Source organism: Nonomuraea sp. NPDC048901 (genome assembly GCF_040649695.1).
Classification (GTDB): Bacteria; Actinomycetota; Actinomycetes; order Streptosporangiales; family Streptosporangiaceae; genus Nonomuraea.
Window position 1 is genome coordinate 204,035 of sequence record NZ_JBEZFW010000012.1, and the last position, 23,018, is coordinate 227,052.

20 protein-coding genes are annotated in these 23,018 nt (G+C 68.6%); 8 read left to right on the forward strand and 12 right to left on the reverse strand.

All coding sequences use genetic code 11. The features are described 5' to 3' along the window. Window positions 1–12 precede the first annotated feature (12 nt). From AB0C30_RS36480 to AB0C30_RS36505, 6 genes are read right to left on the reverse strand one after another with little or no spacing between them, the layout of a single operon-like run. On the reverse strand, window positions 13–1,680 hold the full coding sequence (locus AB0C30_RS36480) for an Hsp70 family protein (protein WP_357952716.1): 1,668 nt from the start codon (window positions 1,678–1,680) through the stop codon (window positions 13–15). Continuing rightward, the gene (grpE, locus tag AB0C30_RS36485) at window positions 1,677–2,246 is read right to left on the reverse strand and encodes a nucleotide exchange factor GrpE (RefSeq protein ID WP_357952717.1); all 570 of its coding nucleotides are present in this window, start codon (window positions 2,244–2,246) and stop codon (window positions 1,677–1,679) included. Before grpE ends, AB0C30_RS36480 begins: the two co-directional genes overlap by 4 nt. A gap of 35 nt (window positions 2,247–2,281) precedes the next feature. Continuing rightward, window positions 2,282–2,950, reverse strand: a complete 669-nt coding sequence (locus tag AB0C30_RS36490) for an RES family NAD+ phosphorylase (RefSeq protein WP_357952718.1) — start codon at window positions 2,948–2,950, stop codon at window positions 2,282–2,284. A 1-nt stretch (window position 2,951) separates the two neighbouring features. Then, window positions 2,952–3,629, reverse strand: coding sequence for a hypothetical protein (locus tag AB0C30_RS36495; RefSeq protein WP_357952719.1), 678 nt, complete (start codon window positions 3,627–3,629; stop codon window positions 2,952–2,954). 20 nt (window positions 3,630–3,649) lie between these two features. After that, window positions 3,650–5,275, reverse strand: a complete 1,626-nt coding sequence (locus AB0C30_RS36500; RefSeq protein ID WP_357952720.1) for an Hsp70 family protein — start codon at window positions 5,273–5,275, stop codon at window positions 3,650–3,652. Window positions 5,276–5,285: 10 nt separating this feature from the next. Beyond that, window positions 5,286–9,455, reverse strand: a complete 4,170-nt coding sequence (locus AB0C30_RS36505; RefSeq protein ID WP_357952721.1) for a CHAT domain-containing protein — start codon at window positions 9,453–9,455, stop codon at window positions 5,286–5,288. Between the two features lie 487 nt (window positions 9,456–9,942). Between AB0C30_RS36505 and AB0C30_RS36510 the strand changes: the two genes are divergently transcribed. Further along, entirely contained in the window at window positions 9,943–11,073 is a 1,131-nt protein-coding gene (locus tag AB0C30_RS36510; RefSeq protein ID WP_357952722.1) for a macro domain-containing protein, read from the forward strand. Window positions 11,074–11,391: 318 nt separating this feature from the next. On the opposite strand, the gene AB0C30_RS36515 is transcribed toward AB0C30_RS36510, so the two are convergent. The 4 genes from AB0C30_RS36515 to AB0C30_RS36530 all read right to left on the reverse strand — a co-directional run bounded on the left by AB0C30_RS36515 (window position 11,392) and on the right by AB0C30_RS36530 (window position 15,066). Continuing rightward, window positions 11,392–12,111 (reverse strand): DUF4429 domain-containing protein, encoded by a 720-nt coding sequence (locus AB0C30_RS36515; protein ID WP_357952723.1) that lies wholly within the window; start codon window positions 12,109–12,111, stop codon window positions 11,392–11,394. Window positions 12,112–12,336: 225 nt separating this feature from the next. Continuing rightward, on the reverse strand, window positions 12,337–13,473 hold the full coding sequence (locus AB0C30_RS36520) for a mandelate racemase/muconate lactonizing enzyme family protein (RefSeq protein ID WP_357952724.1): 1,137 nt from the start codon (window positions 13,471–13,473) through the stop codon (window positions 12,337–12,339). Then, window positions 13,470–14,405, reverse strand: coding sequence for a dihydrodipicolinate synthase family protein (locus AB0C30_RS36525; protein ID WP_357952725.1), 936 nt, complete (start codon window positions 14,403–14,405; stop codon window positions 13,470–13,472). Before AB0C30_RS36525 ends, AB0C30_RS36520 begins: the two co-directional genes overlap by 4 nt. Beyond that, a complete protein-coding gene (locus AB0C30_RS36530; protein WP_357952726.1) occupies window positions 14,392–15,066 on the reverse strand; it encodes a GntR family transcriptional regulator in 675 nt (224 codons plus the stop codon). Before AB0C30_RS36530 ends, AB0C30_RS36525 begins: the two co-directional genes overlap by 14 nt. A gap of 176 nt (window positions 15,067–15,242) precedes the next feature. On the opposite strand from AB0C30_RS36530, the gene AB0C30_RS36535 reads away from it, so the two are divergent. From AB0C30_RS36535 to AB0C30_RS36555, 5 genes are all read left to right on the forward strand, one after another. Next, window positions 15,243–16,601 (forward strand): sugar ABC transporter substrate-binding protein, encoded by a 1,359-nt coding sequence (locus tag AB0C30_RS36535; RefSeq protein WP_357952727.1) that lies wholly within the window; start codon window positions 15,243–15,245, stop codon window positions 16,599–16,601. Continuing rightward, complete coding sequence (locus AB0C30_RS36540) at window positions 16,598–17,530, forward strand: sugar ABC transporter permease (protein ID WP_357952728.1); 933 nt, start codon at window positions 16,598–16,600, stop codon at window positions 17,528–17,530. Before AB0C30_RS36535 ends, AB0C30_RS36540 begins: the two co-directional genes overlap by 4 nt. Window positions 17,531–17,567: 37 nt before the next feature. Continuing rightward, the gene (locus AB0C30_RS36545; RefSeq protein ID WP_357952729.1) at window positions 17,568–18,473 is read left to right on the forward strand and encodes a carbohydrate ABC transporter permease; all 906 of its coding nucleotides are present in this window, start codon (window positions 17,568–17,570) and stop codon (window positions 18,471–18,473) included. Between the two features lie 96 nt (window positions 18,474–18,569). Beyond that, window positions 18,570–18,839, forward strand: a complete 270-nt coding sequence (locus AB0C30_RS36550; RefSeq protein ID WP_357952730.1) for an FCD domain-containing protein — start codon at window positions 18,570–18,572, stop codon at window positions 18,837–18,839. 70 nt (window positions 18,840–18,909) lie between these two features. Then, the gene (locus tag AB0C30_RS36555) at window positions 18,910–19,977 is read left to right on the forward strand and encodes a DUF6461 domain-containing protein (protein WP_357952731.1); all 1,068 of its coding nucleotides are present in this window, start codon (window positions 18,910–18,912) and stop codon (window positions 19,975–19,977) included. A 334-nt stretch (window positions 19,978–20,311) separates the two neighbouring features. Here the strand turns inward: AB0C30_RS36555 and AB0C30_RS36560 are convergent, their stop codons facing one another. Beyond that, window positions 20,312–20,596 carry a hypothetical protein gene (locus AB0C30_RS36560; RefSeq protein ID WP_357952732.1) on the reverse strand — a complete coding sequence of 95 codons (285 nt, stop codon included), beginning with the start codon at window positions 20,594–20,596 and terminating at the stop codon, window positions 20,312–20,314. Window positions 20,597–20,791: 195 nt separating this feature from the next. Continuing rightward, window positions 20,792–21,151, reverse strand: coding sequence for a GTP cyclohydrolase I (locus AB0C30_RS36565; protein WP_357952871.1), 360 nt, complete (start codon window positions 21,149–21,151; stop codon window positions 20,792–20,794). A gap of 168 nt (window positions 21,152–21,319) precedes the next feature. On the opposite strand from AB0C30_RS36565, the gene AB0C30_RS36570 reads away from it, so the two are divergent. Both AB0C30_RS36570 and AB0C30_RS36575 read left to right on the forward strand, forming a co-directional pair. After that, window positions 21,320–22,630: a helix-turn-helix transcriptional regulator gene (locus AB0C30_RS36570; RefSeq protein WP_357952733.1), complete on the forward strand. Its 1,311-nt coding sequence runs from the start codon at window positions 21,320–21,322 to the stop codon at window positions 22,628–22,630. Between the two features lie 7 nt (window positions 22,631–22,637). After that, complete coding sequence (locus tag AB0C30_RS36575; protein WP_357952734.1) at window positions 22,638–23,018, forward strand: hypothetical protein; 381 nt, start codon at window positions 22,638–22,640, stop codon at window positions 23,016–23,018.

The window sequence follows — 23,018 nt, forward strand, 5'->3', positions numbered from 1 at the left end:
TCCCAGGAGCGTCTAACCGACGACGCGGATGCCCCGCCCGTGCTCGACCGCTTGCTCGACCTCTTCGATGGACAGCACGCGATTCGTCTCGATGACCGCTGTCACGGTCTTGCCGCCTTCGGTCATGTCGCGGCCGGTGATGTGCAGGCGCCCCTGGTTGTTGAGCTTGAAGGTGACCTCGATGGGTGAGCCTGCCGGCAACCCCTTCCGCATCTCCAGCGTCGCGTTGCCTACCTCCTCGCCCATGTCGAGATCAGTGACGATGTGATCACCTGACGTGTTCTCGACGATCTTGAGTTCGATCAGTGCCGCATCGGCCTCACGCGTGGAGAAGGGCTTGGTGACGTCGGCTGGCAGCTTCTGCTGCGCCAGGACGAGGTTCGAGATGACCTCGATGTCGTCGTCGGTGAAGGCGATCACGCCGAAACTGTGGCTGGCGACGTTCGTCACCTTCATCTCGCTGTACTTCTTGACCGTGTCGAGCCGCAGATTCATCGATTCGGCCACGGCCTCCTCGGCGGCGTTCCGCACGTCCTTCGCCGTGTCCATGACGTCGATGTCCTCCGGCTGCTGGTCGGTCTGCAGCGCGATTTCGTGCTTGATGCGCTCGTTGATCGCGAGTTTCTGCCCGTAGATCGCGGCGCCCTTGGCCACCGCGAAGTCCGGCTCGAAGGTCTCCACCTCGAACCCGAACTCGCTCTGCAGCCTGGTCTTGACCTGCGGCATCTTCGTAGAGCCGCCGACCAGGAGCACGCGGTCCACCGTGGGGTGCCCGCGCAGTGCGGCCTTCTCGAGTACCGCCCTGGTGAACGTGATGGTGTTCTCCAGCAGGTGCGCGGTGAGCTCCTCGAACGTCTGTCGGGTCAGCGTCACCGCGGCCTGCCTGCCCTCGTGGCTGACCGCGATCCTGGTCTGCTCCAGGTTGCTGAGGGCACGCTTGCCGCTCTCGGCGCGGCCCCAGAGATCCTGCAGGGCGTCGGGTGACGTCAGGATGTCCTCCGCGGCGTCAGGGTGCTCCTTCTGCCACTGTGTGGCACAGTATCTGACGATCTCCTCGTCCCAGTCCCGGCCGCCGAGCCGGTCGTCGCCCTCGGTGGAGATCACCGTGATGGAACGGTCCTTGATCTCGATGACGGTGATGTCGAAGGTACCGCCGCCGAGGTCGTACACGAGCACGGTCTGGTCGCCCTTGTCGCGAGTGCCGTACGCGATCGCGGCGGCCGTGGGCTCATTGATGATCTCCAGCACCTCGAGACCGGCGATCCGGCCCGCGGTCGCGGTCGCCTCGCGCTGAGTCATGTCGAAGTACGCCGGGCACGTGATGACCACCTCACGCGGTCTCGTCCCATCGAACTGCGCGGCGTCGTCGACGACCTTGCGCAAGATGTAGGAGGAGACCTCCTCGGGGGAGACCTCCCTGCCGAAGAACTCTCTGCGCCAGGGGGTTCCCATCTCCCGCTTGATCATCTCGATGACGTGGTCGGCGTCGAGAACGGCCGCGTTCTTGGCCTCCCGCCCCACGACCCGCGTCTCGGCGTCCTCGAACAGCACCACGGAAGGGGTGATGTTCTCGCCCTCGAAGTTCGACACAACGGTCGGTTTGCCGCTGGCCTCGTCAACATGCGAGATGCACGTGTAAGTGGTCCCCAGGTCGATTCCGTAAACCCGCTCGCCGCTCATTCGGCAGCTCCCTCTCCGGTGTGCTCGATCAATGGTGTTTCGACATGGCGATAAGCGCTCACCCATTCGGGGCGCAGCACCGTCTCGTCCCACGCGAAGCCCGGGCGAAGGCGCTGGGCGACCTTCCTGCGCAGGTCCGGGTCGGGGGTGTCGACCGTGCTGACGACCCGCTGGCGGGAGCGGTCTACGGCGCTGCCCTCGACGGTGAACTTCTGCACGCCGTTCCTGGTCAGGATCTGCTCGACGGTGTCGCGGACGAATTCCAGCCGGTCGGTGGCCCCGGGTTGGGCGTCGGCGGAGCCGAGGACCTGGGTCAGGTCGTCGTACAGCGAGATGAGATCGATGAGAACGGGGCGCAGCAGGCTTTGGTGGACGTTGTTGCGATGTTGTTCGAGCTCCTCGCTCATCGTCTGGATGAGGCGCTCCCGCCCGTTGTCGTATCGAATCTTGGAGTCGAAAGCCTGCCGCAGCGCGGCCAGCGCCTCCATGACCATCTCGAGCGTGGGCGGCTTGTTCTCGCTCGCCGGGGATTCAGCGGAATCCGCGTCCGAAAGGGCGTCTGCCATATGTTTCACCTTGAAGTGTGCGATTGATCCACTTGTCATGTCGTTGTCCGCCGGCGGGGTTTGTCGACGGAGGCCCTGTAGGGGGCCAGGAACCGGTTGACCCAAATGGCTCCTTCGAGGTCGTCGAGGTCTCCTCCAGCGGCCGGGTCCGCGACGAGGCAGCCGTCTGGGCAGCGGTCCCCGAACAGGACGAGCGCGGGCCGGGCGGACAGCCGTCTGGACGGCCAGATCAGGCCGTGCGCCGCCGACGCCTGGCACCTGATCCAGCTCGCCCAGCGGCGGGTGGCGTGGTAGTCGTCCGGATCCGCCTGGGTGAGCCAGGTGTCCTGAGCCACCGCCGCGAGGGCCTCTTCGGAGCACAGGTCCACCAGGGTCAGCGCCTGGGTCGTCTCGACGACGCTCGCGCGACGGCCGCGCACGCTCGCGCGCGGGATCTTCCGATTCCCCTTCTCGTTGTAGGGGATGCTCCGCAGCAGCGTTTCGGCCAGCGCGGTCCCGGCCTCCAGACCGGCATAGAAATACGGATAAGGGTCGCGGTCGGTGCCGTCGAACCGGCCACCACCGAAGTTGTCGTCGGCTGGCCGGGAGTTGAAGTCGGTCGACTTGTACTGCTGGCCGTGCACCCGCCACAGCCGGCTCCTCAGGGGCAGCACGAGCAGGTGCGGGGTCGCGCGGAAACCGGTCGGAGGCTTGCGGTTGGGCATCTCACGCCTCCCGCGTCTCTGCACGTGCCGCCGCCAGGAGCCGTTCGTCGGGCAGCCGCCCGATGAGCCGGGCCGGTGCGCCGCCGAGTCGGCCGTTGTCGCCCAGCCACCAGCCGGCCGCGCCGAAGGGGTCGTCCGCCGCCTCCAGGATCTGGTTGATCGACAGCACGATCGGCAGGGGCGAGCCATCGCCGGCGAACTGGAAGGCGGGCCAGCAGGGGGAGCCGTCGGCATCCTCCAGCCGGATCAGGCCGGGGTCCTCGGGATCCTGGCCGTTGGCGGTCAGCTCGTCGGCGCGCAGCGCGGGAGCCGCCAGCAGCTCGGACACGGCGGCACGATCCACCTCGTCGGCCGTGGTCACCGGGCCACCGACCAGCCGGGCACGCAGCGGATCGGCCAGCCGGAGCCAGGCGGCCAGGTCCTTCGCACGCCGCGCCGGGGTGGGGGCCCACCGTTCCACCGGTCCGCTCAGCGCCTCGACGAACGGATGGTCGTGCGGCAGTTGCTTACGCAGCCGGTCCGCGAGGTCCTCGGCGATCTCCTCGGCGATCGCCCGGTCGCCCTCCCTGACGAACTCGTCGACCAAGCTCGACAGCTTCGCGAACTCCTGGGCCGACAGCCGGTCGTGGATGTCGTCCCACTGCTCGGCCAGCACCGTCAGCGCTCCCCGTAGTCCCATGAATGTCCTCCTCGAAACCGTCATGAACTGGTGTCGTGACGCGCCACGGACGTCCTGGCCTGGTCGACGGCGCTCCGGTCGAGGCCGCCGACCTGCAGGTCAAACCTGACCTGTCGCCCTGATGCCGGCTCTACCGCGTTCACGGTGAGCAGCCCGGTTTCGCTCAGGAAGAAGGTGATCTCGACCGGCGTGTGCTTCGGAAGCTTGGGCGGCAGGTCGCGCAGCTTGCCGCGCCCGATCAGCTTGTTGTCGGCGAGCTCCTCGGAGCTCTCCTCGCTCGCCTGCTCCCACACCTCGACCTCAATGCCCGGCTGGTTGTCGACCGCCGTGTGGAAGGTCACCGGGCCGGTGTCGGCGGGCAGGGCCGTGCCCGCGGGGATCAGGCGCACCACATAGGTACGCGCCAGCGCCGGATTGGTCGTGGCAAGGGGATCGTTGATGTCGAGCACCTTGGTCCCGAAGCCGCGGGGGAGCACCGTGGTCGCCCGCTGGGAGCCGAGCTTGTCCGCCTGCTTCTCGCCGAGCCCCATCCGGGCGGCGAGGCGTATGGCCGGCCGGCTCGCCCTGTCCTGCCTTGTGCCCTTCTCCAGATGCTTGAGCAGGGCGAACATCGCCGCGCCGCGGGCCACTGCGAGATCCGGCTCGTGCCGCCGCAGCGCCTTACCCACGAGTTTCTCGAGCCGGTCCATGATCGCTGGCATCCGGGTCATGCCGCCCACCAGGATGACCTCGTCCACGTCCGGCACGCCCTTGCGGCGCGCCTCGGCGATCGTCTTCTTGGTGCGGTCCAGGGTGCGATCCAGCAGATCGGCGGTGAGCTCCTCCAACCGCCGGCGGCTCAGCTCGACCGGGACCGCCGCCCCGGCGAAGGCCAGGCTCCGGCGCCGGGTGGTCATGGTGCTCAGCTCCTCCTTGAGCTGCTCGGCCCTGATCGACAGCTCCTTCATGAACTGAGGGTCGGCGGTGGGGTCGAGCCGGGGATGCTGCCGGGTGAACGTGTCGAGCAGGAAATCCCTGACCCTGGTGTCCCAGTCGGCACCGCCGAGGTCGGGCTCGCCCCCAGTGCAGATCACCTTGACGTGTTCGCCGTCCACCCGGACCACCGTGGTGTCGAACGTGCCCCCGCCCAGGTCGTAGACGAGCAGGTGGCGGGTGCCTTGGACGAGGGTGCGCTCCCGATAGGACAAGGCGGCCGCGTTCGGCTCGTCCAGTATGTCGAGCACGTTGAGACCGGCGATCTCGCCCGCCAGGAGGGTGGCCGTTCGCTCGGCCACTCCGAAGGATGCAGGAACGGTGATCACCACGTCCCGTACCGGCTCGTCCAGGTGCCGCTGGGCGGCGGACGCAAGTTCCTTGAGGATCAGCGCCGAGACCGACTCCGGGGTGTACGTGGTGCCGTGGAAGGTGAACTCGACCCCCTCGTGCCCCATCTGCCGCTTCACGAGTTGCACCGCCAGGTCCGGGGCCAGCAGAGCCGCGTCCTTGGCGGCGCGGCCGATCCACACCTTCTCCCGCTGGTCGAAATAGACGACCGAGGGCGTGGTGAGCTCTCCGATCGCGTTCGGCAGGACCACTGGGCGGCCGCTCTCGTCGACGCAGGCGATGCAGGAGTTGGTGGTGCCGAGATCGATGCCGAACGCAGTCAAAGGAGCTCCCTCATCGGCCTTGGTAGGTGAATGCCGCCCAGGAATCGGGCTCGTGGATCGGTGTCTTCTCCAGCCCGGCGATCATGTCGGCCGGAAGGTGGTCGGGAACGCGCCGCCGCGGGTCGAGCATCCACAACTGGGCGGCGCGCAACGCGATGACGGGGTCGTCGTAGCCGGAGTTCAGATAGTGGTGGAACATGATCATGAGCACCGAGGTCGGGAAGTCGTGCACCGGCCAGCGGGTGCCGATCACCACGGCCGCGCCCGCGGCCAGGAAGGCCGTCGCCAACGTCAGCGCCTCGTCATGGTGGCGGCTGGTCAGGTCGCTGCCGCAGGCCGCCAGCACGACCAGGCCGCCGGGGACGTCGGCGGGCCGGGAACGCGCCTGGCGCAGGATGCCTGTCATACCGAGGGGCTCGTCGCCCGCTAGGAGGAGGTACGAGTCGACGGGGCGGGGCGTCGCCTGAGCGTGACATCCCAGGTGCAGCAGCGTCGCACCGCCTGATCGGGGGCCCGGCAGGAGGCTGAGCACGTTCTCTCCGGTGGCGGGCCGGACAGGGGGGCCGTCCGTGCCACGGCGGCGGCCGCCGAGCAGCTCTCCCTTCGGATAGTGGCGGGCATGGTTGTGCTCGATCTCCTTGGCGGCCCAGTACAGATCGCCGCCTCGGACCACTACCAGCGCCGGCTCCTTACCCCAGCGACGGGGCTTACGCCGGCGGGCGTCGACGAACTGGCGGGCCGAGGCCGCATAGGAGAGCACCGCGTCCTGGCAGGCGTAGCGCTTGAGACCGTTCCCGACCGTGCGCCGGGCGGCGTGCCAGGGAATGGCGCCGAGTTCGCCAACGGGGACCAGGATCAGCCGCGGCGTCCGGCCGTGCCCGGGCGAACCGCCAGCGACCGCCCCGAGCAGGACTTCCATGACCGCCGTCCACGCCCAGTCGCACAGCTCGCCGAGCGCGTGCGCCCATCGGTCGTGGGCTCGCTTCGCCGCCTCCTCGTCCTGCGCCCGCTCGCGATCGCGTTGTGCCTCGACGAAGGCGTTCAATCGGCTCGTCTGCACGGCGGTACCCAGCCTGGGCAGCTCGACCCGGCTGACGTGCCCGTCGGCGTGGACCACGAGGGCGACCCCGCCGTGCCAGCCGGGATGGGAGACCAGATACACCAGCGCCGCGGCTCCCGCTTCGCGCAGTTCCGCGGCGATCTCCTCAACGCTCGCGGCGTTGAACACCCTGCGCTCCGTCTCCGTCCCCTCGATGGCCGCCATGACGCGCTGCCGCAGGTCGCTCGGCGGGCGGATGTCGGGCAGGCCCTCCAAGAGCCGCGCGTACCGGCCAGGCATCCCCTCGGCCTCGTCGGGGACGTCCCAGGGCGCGAGGCCGTCGTCCTGCGACGTCGCCTCCCACTCCGCGGCCAGCAGCTCGTGCTCGCCGTCGCGCAGCAGATCGGGGAGCCCCATCTCCGTGGTCGCGGCATGGAGGACCATGGCCCTGCCCCATTCGAGCGCCTCTACCGCCGTCTCGACGAGCCCAGCGGCGACGCACCACAACGCCATCTCCGCGGCCTCTCCTCTGGCACGGATGGCGGCGTCGAAGGCCCGCTCGGTGCTGGTCTGCAGCATCACGCCCCATGCGCTGGTCCGCAGGGAGGCCAGGGCCGCCTCGCCGACGCGGCGCTGGTCGCCCAGGCGCCTGTCGCTCCGGGAGTGATAGGCGGCGGCGAGCTGGCTCAGGTTCAGCGCCATGATCCTGCTGGGCGGCTCGTCCTCGCCGGCCCGTCGCGCCTCCTCCATCCTGCCGATGGCGTTGCTCAGGTCGGCGCGGTCGCGGGTGATCTCGTACCGCATCATCAGGCCGCCCCCGAGCATGGTCAGCAGCCAGGGCTGGAGGGGACGAAGCCGGTGGGCGGCCCGATAGGCGTCACTCACCATAGCGAGCCCTTCGTCGAGTATCCGCACGTCGCGCAGGAGGAAGCCGCTGCCCACCTTCGCGTGGCCGGCGACGCCCATCTCGACGGGGTAGTAGGAGCTGTCCCGGCTCGTCCTACTGGCCTTCGCCACCAGGGCGTCGACCGTGTCCGTGAAGCGTCGCGGATCGGATCGGAGCGCGCGCAGGTTAGGACCGTCGGCGCCCGTGAGGTTCTGCGCGAGCTCCAGCGCCTGCAGATCCGTTTCGATCAGGCGGCGCAGCCGATCCCCCTCCGGCATCCGCTCGAGCCGCTCCCGGATGCCCCCGGTGATCTCGCCCAGCCGGTCGGCGTCATGAAGGGAGTCGTCTCTCACCAGCGGCATGACGGCGAGCAGCCAATCCATCAGGACAGCCGCCTCACCCCCGGGCACGTCGCCGGACTCCATCGCCTGCGACACGGTGCCGGCGTAGTAGGCCGCCGCGTCCAGGTGCTCCAGATCCCCTCCCAACCTGAACCGCTGCGCGAAGACGATCGCCAGCAGCGCCGGGCTCAAGGTCCGGATCCGGTGGTCCGGCGGGGCGAGCGCGATGGCCCGCTGGAGCCTTTCGATCAGCTCCTTCAGCCCGGGCACGGCGTCGATCCCGCCGAATCCCAGGCAACAGTCCACGAGGACGAGAAGGAAATGGTGGATCGCCTCAGTCTCCCGGTCGGCGGCGGGACGCGTGATCGCGTCGACGAGCAGGCCGCGCACGATCGCCAGGCGATCAGGGGAGTAGCTGTCCTCCAGGCCCCGCATCAGCGTGTTCGCCAACCGGACAAGACTGGACGCCCGCTCCGGGTGGTCGTCGGGCAGCTCCCGCAGAACGCGCTCCAACAGCTCGAAAGCGGCGTCGCGCTCTTCGCGCGAGGCCGGTCTCGGCCCGTCAGGCCTTCCGGCCGTCATGTCGAGCCACTGGCCGAGCATGGCTTGGAAAACGGGTCGCATGGGGTGGGCGTCGCCGAGTTCCTCGACAAACCGGGTGAACGACTCGGCCACCTTGCCGAGGTCCGCGGGCCCCTCCCGCAGCGCCTGAACCTCGCCGAGCAGGCCGGCGAACCTACGGAACTCGTCGTCCGCGGCCTCCTCAGGGAGCTTCCCGAGATCGGTGAGCACCGACCGCAGCCTGTCCCCGGCCTGGTCTGAACCCTGCAACCCCGCCTCTGCCGCCAACCGCAGCGAGGGCAGCAGACTGCCGTACGCCGACCCGGCGAGCTGGTCCAGGTGATCGAGCGCGAGCTGCGCGGCCTCGGGCGTGGCCGTGCGTCCCGTCGCCAGGAGTCGGGCGAAGTTGTCCAGGGACGGCGCCTTCCCGTTCGTCCTGAACACGTCGGGGGCCAGGCCGGTCAGGTGCAGGAACGCGATGAAGACGTGGCAGGTGTCCGCCATGTCGTCGTCGCGGCCGGGCAGTTCGAGGTACGCCTCGAGGTCGGCCAGAGCCATCTCCCGGTCCTCGGCGCCGCCACCGAACGTGGTGAAGCAGATCGCGCGCATGATGCCCAGCCAGTACCGGACGATCGGCCGATAGGGGGCGTCGGCCGGCAGGGCCGACCACCCGGCCTCCAGCGTGCGCAGGGCGTCGGCCGCGCGTCCGCCCAGCTCCGTCCATCCCTCCTGGCGCCGCCAGACGGCGTCGACGAGTTGGTCCATCTTGCGCCGGAGCGCGGCGGCGAGCACGACCCCGAGCCGGGCGGTCACCTCGCCCGCACTGGGATGGGAGGAGGGCAGGAGGGCGAGCGAGCGGCGGAACGCGCCGGCCGCCAGACGCAAGTCCTCCTCCGCGCCGCCGGGCGCCAGCCACGCCCGCTGCGCGTGAGCGGCACCGAGGACGTGGAACAGCAGCGCGAAGTCCGGATCGGGGCCATCCGCCGGTGGCACGAGTGCGGCCAGAGCGGTTTCCGCATGCGCGAGCGCGGCCTCGACGTCGCCGAGGCTCCCGGCGGCATCCGCGCGGACGACGAGGAGCCGGGCGATCTCCACGTCGATCCAGGCAGGTTCGGCGTCCGGCGGGGCGGGGGCGTCCCCGACCGTGCGCAGCGACGCGATGGCCTCGTCAAGGTCGGCTTCGTCGCCGACCGCTCCGTACCGCCACCCCAACAGGAGCCCGAGCTCGGCGAACACCTCGAAGCGCCGCTCCTCGGGGCATCCGTGCTCGGACAGTCCGCGGAGCTCATCGATGCGCGCGTGGGCATCGGCTCCATCTTCGGGATCGAACTCGTCCCATGGGCCCGCCGTCATCGTGGCGCCCCCTTATGCCCTCACCGCATGCGGACAAGGAGACGCTACTACGCCACAATTCGCTAATGCCGACGATAGGCGAAATGACGCTGTTTCTGGCCGTATCCGGCCAGCGTTGAAGCTGTAATCGGTCATTGATTGATATATCCGGAAAAATGCGTAGATTGCCATAAGTGGGGTTAAGGGGTCTCTGGTGCCGGTGTCACGCTTGATCCGAGACCGGCCGCCCGGTCGGGGGCCGTCTGGCTGAGCGGTGCCTCAGTCTCCGGCACCGCCACTGCGAGCGCGGATATCTCGACGGACATAAACCTTCCCCTGTCGCGATCACTGTCATGACGTGATGAAGCGGCACCCATGCCGGTTGCGCAGATGGGAGCGCGCTGGTGAGTTTCACATTGAACACCAGCGCTCCCGTCCTCATGCGAGAAACAGAACCATCGACCTGAAATCAGCCCATGTGCGACCACATTGCGCCCACACTGGATCCATGCAGCCGCCGCCCCACGATCAGCTCATCGCCGACCTCAGGTCACTGCGGGAAAGAGGCCTCACCCGACTGCGGGAGACCAGGCTGAACGCCCTCGACACCGCGGCGATGCTCTGTGGCACCATGGGCGGGGCCCCAGAGGGACAGACGTCGGCCGAGCCCTATCGTCCCGCGGCCATAGAAGAGCTCGTCGGCCGGGCGGTCGCCGAGCTGGGCGGTGGCAATCTCACCGGCGCGGCCGAGTACACCTTCGGGCTGGCATCCGGCACCCGCGACTGGCCGATCGGCGAGCGCAGGAAGAGCGCCGCTGCCGTCTACGGCGTCAGCGTCGAGCGATTCCGCAAGCACCACGAGCAGCTCATCATCAACGAGACCGCCGAGGCGATACTGCGGCTCTGCCTGGCCGCCGCGACCGCCGGCACGCCGCGCTCGCCCCGTCTCCAGCACCCCGCGACACTGGCGCTGGGGCCGGTCACCCTGGACTTCATGCCCGTGGAGCTGATCAACGGGGTCGACATCGTCGTCTCTTCGGAGAACGTCTACCTGGAGGCGTCCAAGATCTTCCGGAACTCCCTGTCGGCCGCGTTGCGGCGGGCGTGCGCCGAGGTCAACGAGGCCGGTGAGATCGTGGACGACGTCATCCGACGGGAGCTCACCCAATGGCTGCGGGTCAACGGCCGTCTCGGGCTCCCGGTTGCACCCGGCAGCGTCGCCGTGACGGAGGCGGGTCGCATGCGCCGGTCGGGAGTCCGCCGCGTCTATCACGCGGCGGTGGCCACGCCATGCGCCGACGGGAACCAGTACGAGTTCTCGGTCGAGGCCATGACGCAGGCAGTACGCAACATCTTCCGCCTGGCTGAGCACGAACGCGCACTCTTCGGGCCACCGCTGCGCTCCATCGCCCTGCCGATCTTCGGGGCTGGGCGCGGTGGCCTGGACCCGACGCAGAGCCTGGACCGGTTGTGGGGCGCGATCGAACGGGAGATCGACGCCGACACCCTGAGCCGCTGGGACCTGCACATCATCACCCACGCACCAAGGGACGCCGAGGCCGTCATCCGCCGTTTCGGCCAGGAGTCGCCTGCCGGCCTTCCGCACGGCGAATCGGGTCACGGTGACGGCGCGGGCTAGGTTTTGCGATCTCGCAAAGAAGTTTGCCGAGCTGCCAAGAGTGCGGCTGAAGCTTGTGGCATAACACCGACTCGAACCCAGAAGCGCCCGGCCCGCCAGCGCCTCCTCGGCGCCTGCGTGCTGACCCTTTCACTGGCGTCTTGCGCCTATTCGCCTGCTGATCACGCTTCGAGTGTTCGGCTGGCTGATGTTGCTGGGCCGCGGCCAGGCGTCGAAGGACGCAGAGATCATGGTGTTGCGTCATGAGGTGGCGGTGCTGCGGCGGCAGGTCGGATGGCCGAATCCGGACTGGGCCGATCGGGCCGTTCTTGCGGCAGCTCAGCCTTCCGCGGCGACCTGTTCGATCATGCGAGCTTGTACGGCGGCCAGCACGGCGGCGGCGAATGGCAGGGAGTGATGCGTGGCTCCCCAGCCAATGCCGAACACCACGGAGGCGGGATCGTTGTTGGGGTTGGAGAGGGCCTGGTGCCCACGGATGCGCAGCCGCAACGACCCGCGAGCGTCCTCCAGCGCATGCCACTCGACGCCCTCGATCTCGGTGATCGGGTAACGCCGGTCACCTGCCGTGTACTTGGCCGGGGAAGCTCCGGACGAGAACCAGGTGAAGGTGACAGCCTGCCCGTCGAAGGCGGCCTCACCGTCCCATGCCTTGAAACTACGCGGCACCGAAGGACCGGCGATCAGGAACCGCTCAGACGGACCGCGCTCGGACAGGGCCGCGCGCATCTCGTCGGCATACTGGTCGGCCAGCGTCTTCGTGGCGGCGGGCAGCACCAGCCGGTACGGATCGAGCGACTCCTGGAGCTGCCCCATTGCCGCGGACATGACCGGATCGGCTCCCTCCCGGGGAACCACCCGCAACACCACCCTGCCGCGTGCACCAGGCTCCAGCATGACATCGGCCAACGCGTGGTACGGCACGAACCGCTCACCGAGCTCCATGCTCAGTTTCGACGCCTTACCCGGCTCAGGCGTAATGCGCAGCCCCCCGTCCTCGAACTCCCACGAGCAACCTCGCCCCTTCAGTACATCACCCATGCAAGCAAGGATAGGTGCCCGAACACTGGCGGCTGCGCAGACGGGCGGCCACCGCGACGAGCTGGCTGGGCCTGGGCCGGAATCGATCCCGCGCCTCGGCGCGGCGACCAGACACGGGCGCGTTTCCTAAAGGCACAGGCGTCCGGGATCTTGGCCTGCGACTTCTCCGGGCTCGGAGACGCCCCTGCGATTTGCCGCCCCCGCACCTGCCAGGGTCTCGCGGTGTCAGCAGAACGCGAGGGACCCGTCCGGCCGGACGGGAACCCGGCGTTCCCAGTGCACGTAGTCGTCCTCCGCCAGGGCGTCCTCGTCGATGGTGATGCCCCAGCCGGGCCGGTCGGGCCGCAGCTCCAGGTGCCCGTCGACCGGCACGTACGGGTCCGGGCACCACCTCGTCGTCTCCGGCTTGTACTCCAGGATCGAGAAGTTGCTGCAGGCCGCGGCGAAGTGCACGTTGTGCGCGGTGGCCAGCGGCCCCATCGGGTTGTGGGGCGCCACCATGGTGTTGAAGGTCTCGGCGAGGGTCGCGATGCGCCGCATCTGGGACATGCCGCCCACCACGCAGATGTCCGGCTGGACGATGTCGGCGCCCCCGTGGGTGAGCAGGTTCAGGAACTCGTGGGGGGAGTACAGGCTCTCCCCGGTGGCCAGGGGCACCCGCAACTGCTGGCGCAGGTAGCCCCAGGAGGCGAAGTGCTCCGGGCGGAGCGGCTCCTCCAGGAAGAGCGGGTCCATCGGCTCCAGGGCGTTGCCGAGCTGAACCGCCTGGTAGGGCTCGAAGATCTTGGCGTGCGCGTCGAAGGCGAAGTCGAACTCCTCCGGGCAGCACCGCCTGATCTCCTGAGCCCATTCCGCCGTCTCGGCGACGACGAGGCCCCAGCGTCTGGCGTGCAGGTCCGTACGGAACGGGCTCAGCTTGAAGGCGGTGAATCCGTGGCGCCGATGCAGCTCGGTGGCCTGGCGGCGGCACTCGTCGGGGTCGGGCGCGGAGTAGAGCCCGCAGTAGACGCGCACCCGGTCCCGTACGGCGCCACCGAGCACCTGGTAGACGGGTACGCCGAGCGCCTTGGCGGTGATGTCCCACAGCGCGTGGTCGATGGCGGCGATCGCCGCCAGCCCGAGCGCCCCCTGCGGGAACCTGGCGGTGCGGAGGAGGAGCTGGGACACGTATTCCACGCGCCGCGGGTCCGCACCCTTGATCTGCCCCCCGAGGTAGTCGAGCAGGGGGCCGAGCGCCAGGTCGGGACCATGGTTGTAGGCCTCGCCCCAGCCGCTGACGCCCTCATCGGTGTCGACGCGCACCAGCACCCGGGGACGCTCGCCGACGCGCTGCACGAACGAGCGGAGACCGCTGATCCTCATGACGCCGCCACGGGCAGGGGCCCGAGGTCGTCGGCCTTCGCCCACTCGGTGAGGATCCGCGCGACCTCCTGCCGTTCGGATTCGCCGAGGACGGTGCTCGGCGCCCGGACCGCGCGGTCGCACAGGCCGAGCTGGTGCATCGCCTCCTTGACGACGCTGACGTTGTTGGCTCCGCCGTCGACCGCGCGCAGGTGCTCGAACCGCGAGATGTCGTGGAGCATCCGCTCCGCCGCCGGATAGCGCTCCTCGCGCAGGGCGTCCCTGAGCCGGAGTGAGAAGGCGGGGTTGACGTTCACCAGCCCGGAGGTGAAGCCCTCGGCCCCGTGGACGGCGTAGGACAGCGCGTACGGTTCGGCCAGCCCGGCGATCCAGACGAACCGGTCGGGGCCTGTCTCCGCGCGTAGCTGCGCGAAGCGGTTCACGTCCGTGACGGCGTACTTCAGGGCGATCACGTTGGGGCACAGGTCGCCCAGCCGCGCCAGCAGCCGGCCGTCCACCCAGGCGTTGCGCAGGTAGAGGACAAGGGCCAGGTCCGGCACCGCGTCGGCGATCTCCCTGTGGTAGTCGAGCCAGCCCTGGGCCGACACGTGCGGGTGCACCGGCTGGTGCACCATGACCATCCGGATGCCGTGCGCCGCCGCGTGGCGGGCCTCCTCGACGGCGGTGGCGACGTCGAGGCCGATCCCGGCCAGGAGGTGCGCCTCTCCCCGCACGGCCTCCGCGGCGGCCGTGATCAGCTGAAGCCGCTCCTCGGCGCTCAGGGCGTAGAACTCGCCGGTGTTGCCGTTCGGGGTGATCACGTTGACGCCCGCGTCGACCAGGCGGCGCAGCAGCGAACGGTACAGCGCGAGGTCGGGGACGCCGTCGGCGTAGGGCGTGACCGGGATCGCGACGACGTCGCGCAGGGCCCGGGAGAGCTCACCGAACCTCATTGCCGGCCTCCTTGATCTGCTGGAGCGCCCGCTCCTGGAACACGCTGATGTGCTGCAACACGAGCCGGGCCGCCTCGTCGGCCTGCCCGTTCAGTGCCGCCTCGAGAATCTGCCGGTGCTCCTGCGCCTCGTCCTCCCAGGAGGGACGCTGGGACCAGACGTTGACGGAGATGAGGGCCGTCTGGTCGCGCAGCTGGTCGAGCACGCCGACCAGCACCTCGTTGTCGCAGTCGGCGTAGAGGGCGCGGTGGAAGTCGCGATTGGCGAGGCTGCGGGTCACCTCGTCCGTGGCCTCGTCCGACTTGCGCAGGGCCTCGCGGGCGAGCCGGCCGCCGTCGCGCAGTCCCGCCTCGACGCTTCGCCGCACCGCGGCCGGCTCGATCAGGCACCGGGCGTCGAACACGCTGCGCGTGAGGCGCTCGTCGACCTTGCGGACCGTCACCCCGGTGTATTCGCTGATGGTGACCAGGCCGGCGCCGCTGAGCGTCTTGAGCGCCTCGCGTACCGGAGTCTTGGAGACACCGAAACGGCTGGCGAGCTCCACCTCCACGAGGGCCCGCCCGGCCGGCAGCTCGCCGCTCAGAATGCCGCGACGCAGCGCTTCGAGGACGAGAGCCGTCCTGGAAGACGCTTTGATCGCGCCCAACGCTGTCTCACTCACCCGCACTCCTTCACTTGTCGTCGACCACCGTAACCGGCGCTCCGTCTCGCCGTCCGGTGATCGTGGGGCACATGGCCCATTGTATAGAACCGACCATACCCTAAATCTCATATCTCATGTACCGTATGGCAACCGCACAGCGGAGCGCAGTTCTTGGTGAACGAGAGGAAAGACCCATGACTCGTCAGCAGCATCCGGCCGAGGTCCTCGGCCGGCACGCCCTGTCCCGGCGCGGCTTCATCCGGACGGCGGCACAGGCCGGCGTCGCCATGGGCCTGGCATCCGCGGTGAGCGCCTGCGGCGACTCAGGCGGCGGCAGTGGCGGCGCCGTCACGCTGCAGTTGTGGGACACCGACACCCGCCCGGAGCGCACGGCCAACCTCAAGAAGCTGATCTCGATGTTCGAGGCCAAGAACCCCGGCATCCGCATCAACTACCTGGGCCTGCCCACTGACCAGTACATGCAGAAGATCAACACCGCGATCGCCACACGCTCCACACCCGACCTGCTCACCCCGAAGGCGTCCGACCTCGCGGCCCTGGTGGCCCAGAACGCGCTCGCTCCCCTGGACGATCGCCTGAAGAAGGCCGGCCTCGAACAGCAGATCTCCGAGCAGATGCTCAAGTCCTCCCGGGCCGCCGCCCCCGACGGCAAGCTCTACCTGACGCCCACGACCAGCCTCGCCGACGTGATCTACTATCGCGCCGACTGGTTCCAGGAGGCCGGGCTGAAGCCGCCGGCCACCTGGGCGGACTTCGACGCGGCCGCGAGCCGCCTCACCGACGCCTCCTCCGGCCGCTTCGGCTACACGCTGCGCGGCGGCAACGGCTTCTTCGGCCAGCTCGTGCAGATGGTCTATCCACGCGCGGGCGTGAGCACGTTCTTCCGCGCGGACGGGTCCTCCACGCTGGACGACCCCGCGGTCATCGCCGCCTGCGAGAAGTACGTTGCCCTGTTCGGCAAGCAGACCGCGCGCAGTGACCTGACCGCCGACTTCAAGACCATGGTGGCCCAGTTCGGCAACGGCGGCGCGGCCATGTTGAGCCACAGCATCGGCTCCTACCCCAACCACGTCGCCGCCCTGGGAGCCGAGAAGGTCGGCGCCGTCGCGCCCTTCCCCGGTCCGGACAACCAGGTGCTGACCGGCTGGATGACGACCGGGTTCGCGATGTTCCAGAAGAGCGAGCACCAGGAGGAGGCCTGGAAGTTCCTCGCCTACACGATGGAGCCCGAGGGCAACAGCTTCTGGGCCCAGAAGTCCGGATACCTCCCGGGCAACAAGACGGTCGCGAAAGAGAAGTGGGTGACCGAGAACGCCGCCATGAAGGCCGCGCTGGAGGCCGCCGCCAAGCCCGGCGTCGTGACCCTGGAACAGCCCTACTACCTGCCGGAATTCACCTCCATCACCGTCACGGACCTGCTTCCGGAGTGGCAGAAGGTGCTGCAGGGCAGCCTGACGCCCCGTGACTTCCTCACCGCCGCGGCCGGGGCCCTGACCACGGCCAAGCGCAAGTACGACAAGGAGCACGGATGAGCTCCACGACCGCCGAACCGCTGCGCCGCCCGTCCGCGGCGCGCCGCCCCACCGGGTCCCGGGCCGGGCACGCGTACCTGCTGATCGCGCCGGCCGTCGTGCTGGTGCTGGTCTTCCTGCTCTATCCCGTGCTCAGCGTCTTCTGGGAGAGCCTGCGCCACCACAACCTCACCCGGCCCCTCGACGACGGGTTCGCCGGCCTGGACAACTACCGGGCCCTGCTGGCCGACGAGGTGTTCTGGCGGAGCCTGCGCTTCACCGCCCAGTGGGTGTTCGTGGAGGTGGGGCTGCAGTTCGTGTTCGGCCTGGCGCTGGCGCTGGTGCTGAACCGCACCTTCGTGGGCCGCGGGCTGGCCCGCGCCCTGGCCTTCAGCCCGTGGGCGGTGTCGGGCATCCTCACCACGACGATCTGGATCCTGCTCTACAACCCCACCACCGGGATCGGGCACTACCTGGCGTCCATGGGCATCGGCGAGTACGGGACCTCCCTGCTGTCGGAGCCCGGCACGACCTTCTGGGCCTTGGTCATCGCCGAGCTGTGGAAGGGCATCCCGTTCTTCGCCATCCTCATCCTCGCCGACCTGCAGTCGGTGCCGCTGGAGCTGTACGAGGCGGCGAACGTCGACGGCGCCGGGCCGCTGCGCCGCTTCTCGGCGGTGACCTGGCCGCACATCCGCAGGGCCGTGGTCATCGCCACGCTGCTGCGGGCGGTGTGGGAGTTCAACAACGTCGACCTGCTGTACACGATGACCGCCGGCGGCCCGGCGGGCTCGACGACCACACTGCCGCTCTACGTGGCCCAGACCGCCATCCACGACCAGGACTTCGGCTACGGCTCCGCGCTCACCGTCACGGCGTTCCTGCTGCTGACCTTCGCGTCCATGGTCTACCTGCGCATCAGCTCCGGCGATTCCAAGGAGGGCAAGTGAGCCTCCGCATCAGCTCCGGCGATCCCAAGGAGGGCAAGTGAGCCTCGCCACCCGCGACGACGTCGGGCGAGTCCCGGCGGAACCACCGACCCGGCGGGACGCGACCGGCGCGCACGCGGCCCGCAAGCGACGGCGCTCGATGGGCGACCGCCTGATGCTGTGGCTGCCGCTGACGTTGTTCCTGCTTTTCACGCTCGTCCCGTTGTACTGGATGGTGCTGTTCGCCTTCCGGCCGGCGGGTTCCACGGCCCTCGTACCGTGGCCCATCACCCTGGAGAACTTCAGCAGGGTCTGGGAGGGCTCGGGCTTCGGCGTCTACTTCCGCAACAGCATCGCCGTCGCGGTCGCCAGCCTCGTCGTGTCGACGGTGATCGGCATGCTCGGCGGATACGCGCTCGCCCGCCTCACCTTCCGCGGCAAGAACGTCTTCCTGGTCATCATGCTGTGCACGCAGTTCATCCCGGGCGCCATGATGCTCATCCCGCTCTTCCAGATCTTCAACGGGCTCTATCTGACGAACAGCCTGTGGAGCCTGATCATCGCCGACACCGTCTTCCACCTGCCGCTCTCCCTCGTTCTCATGGCGGGCTTCATCAGAAATGTGCCGGTCTCCCTGGAGGAGGCGGCTCAGGTGGACGGGTGCGGCCGGATCCGCGCGTTCTGCGCGGTCGTCCTGCCGCTGCTGAAGCCCGGGATCGTCGCCGTCGGATCCTTCGCGTTCATCAGCGCGTGGAACAACTTCCTGTTCGCCATCATGTTCATCAGCTCGCAGGACCGGTTCACCGTGCCCGTTGGGCTGAGCTACCTGCTGGGCGAGTTCGGCAGCGACTTCGGCGCTCTCGCCGCCGGGGGCCTGATCGCCGTCGCGCCCGTCGTCGTGCTCTTCGCGTACGTCCAGCGCTTCCTCATCCAGGGGTTGAGCGCCGGCGCTGTCAAGGGCTGACGCCGGTGTGCGGTTCGATGTGGATCCCGCGGCGACGGTGGCTCGCTCGGCGTCGGTGAGCTTCGGCAACCGCGACGCCAGACCCTCGGCGTCGTCGTGAACCACGAGATTCCTGATCTCGGTACGGATGGCCTCACCGACGCCGGGCCGGCGGCGGCCGAGCGCGAGCAGGCCGAGGTCGAGCGGGCCGCGGCGGCGGGTGACGTCCTGGAGATGTCCGAGCCCAACCGCCGCTTCCACATGACGATCTTCGAGTGGCCGGGACTACCGCGGCTGGTCCTGCCGATCAGCACGCTGTGGGACTCCACCGACGCCTACCGGTCGCTGTACTACGGTGAGGAGCCCAGGGAGGGCCCGCCGGGCTGATCACGTTCCCGAGACGGCCGGGTTACTGAGCCTCGCGGGCCTTCTCATCACACATGCGGGAGATGATGAGGTGGACATCGATGCCGCCGTGGCTGCGGATGACGTGTGGGAATTGCTGGACGAGGACATCTGCGTTACGTGGGTTCGCGGCGCCGAACCCGAGGACGTCGTTCGGGCCTTCAACGGCGAGCCCACCGACGCAGCCCAAGGCCAGGTCACCAGTCTCGCCGACCAACTGGCGCTCCGGTTGGCCGGGCAGCCAGAACCGGTGGTCCTGCTGCGCAGGCAAGGAGAATGGATCATCGTGCTGGAACCGGACAGCACCATCGGCGCACACGATGACGTCCTGCTCGACGCCTGCGGCTCCGGTGAGGGGCTCAACCTGACCTGGTGCGCCGGCACGGACGCGAACCTCTCCTACACCACCGGTTCGGCGATCACCGTGGCCTTCGACCCCGCCGACATGCATGACGACCAGGAGGGACTCGACGACGCCCGCCGATGGAGCAGGTCCCTGGGGATCGATGACGGGGACTGGCGCGCATCGTGGAAGGCCGCGGCCTTCACCCTAGCCGAGGCGGTCACCGGCATCGAGACCGACGACGCCTGGATGGACTCGGTGTGGACGCCCATCCGGATCCGCCCGTCCCGTCCTGCGCGTCAAGGCGCCGTCCGACTGCCGTACGCGGACATGCGGGAACTTCTCACCCGGGCACCGCAGATCCGCGACATCGTCCACCACCCCGGACCAGAGCAGGTGCCCAGGATGCTGCGGATGTTCATCGCCATCGGCCTGTCCACCGCCGACCTGCGCACTCCCCTCACAGAGGCCGCCTTGGCCGCCATCGACGCCCGGCCACCAGAAGCGGAGATCGAGCTCCTTGTGCACCGGCTGCGGGCCCTGTCCGACGAGTACGGCCGCCAGATCGGCATAGCTGGTACGCAGACACAGGTAGATGACCTGCACCGCAAGCGCAACGCGCTGTCGGCCGCCACTATTGCGCTGGGTCCCGACCCCCTGGATGCCTTCCCCCAAGTGGCCAGTCTCACCCGGAGCCTCGGGCTACGCCGGGACAACGACGATTATCTGAGTCTCGAGGTATTGAACATCTGCTACAGGCACATCGTCTCTACCTGAACCTGCGCCTGGGCATGCTCCGGGGCCGGCGACGGGTAGTCATCGAGATCGACGGCGTCCAGCACTATGCGGTGGGACGGGAAGCCACCCCAAATTGTACGGGCAGATGGTCGCCGAGGAACGTACCGTGCGTCGTGGCCGCGGGCGTCCTTGTCCATCTCGGCCACGCGCGGACAAGCAGGAGAAGGCCCGGCAGGCAGTCGCGGAGGGACGGGGGCGACCCTTCCAGGGGTGTGGGCTCGACCACCTGCCGGACGATGAGGCGCGACGAGACGGGGAAGGACCTGCCCTGTCCCCTCCGAACGGGGACTCACCGCTCCGCCGCGCCCGCCTGTTACTTGGCGATGTACTCCGCCAAGACGTTCGCCGCACCCTCCACGTCATCGACCGGATGCCGCTTCTCAGCGCTCTGCCAGGAGAAGTACGCGCCGCCGTACCCGATGAACACCCATACCGGCAGCCCCGGCTCAGGCTTGCGCACCAGAAGCGCGCTGTTGTTGTCCCGCAGGTCGGCATTGACGCCGAGCCTCGTGAGCGCGTCGCGCAACCGCACGAGCAGCTCACTCTCCTCCTGGCTCTGCGGAAAGCCAGATGCCGCCGCCAGCATGATCGGATTCATCTCCCGCTCCTTTCGGCCCGGCCGCTTCCGAGGCAGTCGAGACACTCCCGCTCCCCACCTGCGCTCTGATCTCCGTCGTCGCCGCCGATGAGGAGCGCACGGCGCGAGTTGCGCAGCGTGATCCCGCGACCCCGGCCAGCAGGGCGGGCGACGTCTTGCTCGTCTCGTCTGGCCGGATCACCGTCGCCCCCCCGTTCATCCGGCGTTCCCTGTGGCGGGAAGCACCCCCACGTGCGCTACCCCCGAGAACGGAAGCAGATGGTGCGCACACAGCGAGGTGAACAGCGCATCACGGGCCAGCACCAGCTCGTGCTGCCCTTCCCGATCGGGGAAAGTAATGAACTCCCACGCCTGGCAGCCGAGCAGTTCCGCCAGCCCTGCCGCCATCCGGGCCGGTGTCCGATCGGCGGCCTCGCTGTCACCGCTCACGCCGATGGCCGCGAGGAGGGGCAGCGGCGGCTCGTTCAGCCGCTTCCACGTCGATGATGCCTGGCGATCCCGGGAACAGGTCTGCGGGCAGGCGATTGCTTTCGGGGTGTGCGATGAGCACTTGATCTCCTCCGATCGAAGTCCCGGCGAGCGCTCTTAGCCAACCGCGCGGCAACGGCGCAGGCCACGGCATCAGTGACGCATCCATGCGGCACCTATGCGGCATCGCAGCCGCTGAGCGGGCACGTCCCGTACGCTGCCCTTGACGGGACCACACGTGGGCGGAGGTGCGCTGTGGCGGGCAAACGCAGACGCCTCGCCGATCGAAGGAAGGCGCTCGGCTACAGCCAGGAATACTTCGCTGATCAGCTTGGGATCGACCGGACCACCGCGGGACGGTGGGAGCTGGGGAAGACCGAGCCCTGCCCGTACATCCGGCCCAAGATCTGCGATCTTCTGAAGGTCACCGCGGACGAGTTGGATCATCTCCTGGTTCTTTGTGAAGAACCCGAGAAGCGCTCTCTCGCCTCCACCTCGACACCGGTCGTCATCGGCCAGGTCGTGACTGAACCCCAACAGAGGGGTGAAGCTGACGACATGTACCGTCGCGAACTCCTCCGCCTGCTGAGCATCGCGGGCACGCTCATGGTGCTTCCCCCGCCGGCCAACGCCGACATCCAGGATTGGGCTGGCCAATCCGACGAAGCCGATGACCTAGAACAGCACGCGTTGCTCAGCAGCCACCTCTGGCAGGTCTTCGCCTTGTCCAAGTCGAAGCGCCTGGTCTACCCGCTGGTCCATGACCAGCTCAAGCTTCTCATCAAGCAGCTGGACCAGGCCCGTTCAGCGCGAGCCCGCCGGCAACTGTGCGTCTTGGCCTGTGACCTTTTCCAGCTTGCGGGAGAGATCTGCTTCGACAGCAACCGCTACACCGACGCCACCTACTGCTACACCATGGCCGTGACCGCCGGCCGCGAAGCTCGCTGCTACGACCGTTGGGCTTGCGCCCTCACTCGCCAGGCGTTCGTCAACATGTACGACCATGAATACCCCGAGGCCACCGCGGTGCTCTCGGCGGCTGCCCGCATCGCCGAGCAGGGCGACAGCCAACTGTCCACACGGCACTGGGTCGCCGCCGTACAGGCCGAGGCATTTGCCAGAGACGGCGACCGAGCAGGCTGTGAACGCGCCCTCGACACCGCCGACCAGGTTATCGACCTCGCAGGTCCCGTCAGCCCTGGAGGTTGGCTCCGCTTCGACGGCTCCCGCATGGCTGAGGAACGCGGTACCTGCTACCTCACTCTCGGCCAGACAGACCTCGCCGAGGCATCACTCCTCGCGGCACTCAACCAGGCCACCTCGCTTCGGCGCCGTGGCAGCCTCCTCACCGACCTGGCAGCCCTCGGCATTCAACGCCGCAACATGGATCAATTCCTGCATCACGCGGGGCGCGCCGTGGACGTGGCCGAGCAGACGCAATCCGCCGGATACGTCGGCCGCAAGCTTCACGGCATCCAAAAGCAGCTCCAACCCCTTCTCGCCGACAAGCGGGTGGTCCAGTTGAACGATCGCATCACCCGTCTGTCGGCCCCCGCCCAACACTGAGAGGACCATGATGCAGACTGCGACGGACGAGCAGGGCCGCGCCTTCCGCGAAGCATGGATCGCTGGGGTGAACAAGCACTACCCAGGCGAGCCCAAGTCTTCCTACGTCGCTCCGTGGGAGGAGACGCCCGAGTGGGAACGCCAAGCCGCTGCCGCTGTCTACATCCAAGTGCGGACCTTCGTCGAGGTTAGTGCTGGCAGCACCGCAAAGCTGACCCGCGAACAGAGAGGCCGCTTCGTGGCCCTGTGCTGGATCGCTCAAATCCATAAGCACATTGAAACTCCGAAGCCGTCCTATGTGGCCGATTGGGAGGACCTTCCCGAGTGGCAGCGTGAGACCGACGCGGATATTTTTCAACGTATCGAAGATGACGCTGTGCATCGCTAA

Bases quoted from the DNA above. Each gene is read 5' to 3' on its own strand.
- AB0C30_RS36480 (WP_357952716.1), bottom strand. From the start codon at position 1,680: ATGAGCGGCGAGCGGGTTTACGGAATCGACCTGGGGACCACTTACACG.
- grpE (WP_357952717.1), bottom strand. From the start codon at position 2,246: ATGGCAGACGCCCTTTCGGACGCGGATTCCGCTGAATCCCCGGCGAGC.
- AB0C30_RS36490 (WP_357952718.1), bottom strand. From the start codon at position 2,950: ATGCCCAACCGCAAGCCTCCGACCGGTTTCCGCGCGACCCCGCACCTG.
- AB0C30_RS36495 (WP_357952719.1), bottom strand. From the start codon at position 3,629: ATGGGACTACGGGGAGCGCTGACGGTGCTGGCCGAGCAGTGGGACGAC.
- AB0C30_RS36505 (WP_357952721.1), bottom strand. From the start codon at position 9,455: ATGACGGCGGGCCCATGGGACGAGTTCGATCCCGAAGATGGAGCCGAT.
- AB0C30_RS36510 (WP_357952722.1), top strand. From the start codon at position 9,943: ATGCAGCCGCCGCCCCACGATCAGCTCATCGCCGACCTCAGGTCACTG.
- AB0C30_RS36515 (WP_357952723.1), bottom strand. From the start codon at position 12,111: ATGGGTGATGTACTGAAGGGGCGAGGTTGCTCGTGGGAGTTCGAGGAC.
- AB0C30_RS36520 (WP_357952724.1), bottom strand. From the start codon at position 13,473: ATGAGGATCAGCGGTCTCCGCTCGTTCGTGCAGCGCGTCGGCGAGCGT.
- AB0C30_RS36525 (WP_357952725.1), bottom strand. From the start codon at position 14,405: ATGAGGTTCGGTGAGCTCTCCCGGGCCCTGCGCGACGTCGTCGCGATC.
- AB0C30_RS36535 (WP_357952727.1), top strand. From the start codon at position 15,243: ATGACTCGTCAGCAGCATCCGGCCGAGGTCCTCGGCCGGCACGCCCTG.
- AB0C30_RS36540 (WP_357952728.1), top strand. From the start codon at position 16,598: ATGAGCTCCACGACCGCCGAACCGCTGCGCCGCCCGTCCGCGGCGCGC.
- AB0C30_RS36560 (WP_357952732.1), bottom strand. From the start codon at position 20,596: ATGAATCCGATCATGCTGGCGGCGGCATCTGGCTTTCCGCAGAGCCAG.
- AB0C30_RS36575 (WP_357952734.1), top strand. From the start codon at position 22,638: ATGATGCAGACTGCGACGGACGAGCAGGGCCGCGCCTTCCGCGAAGCA.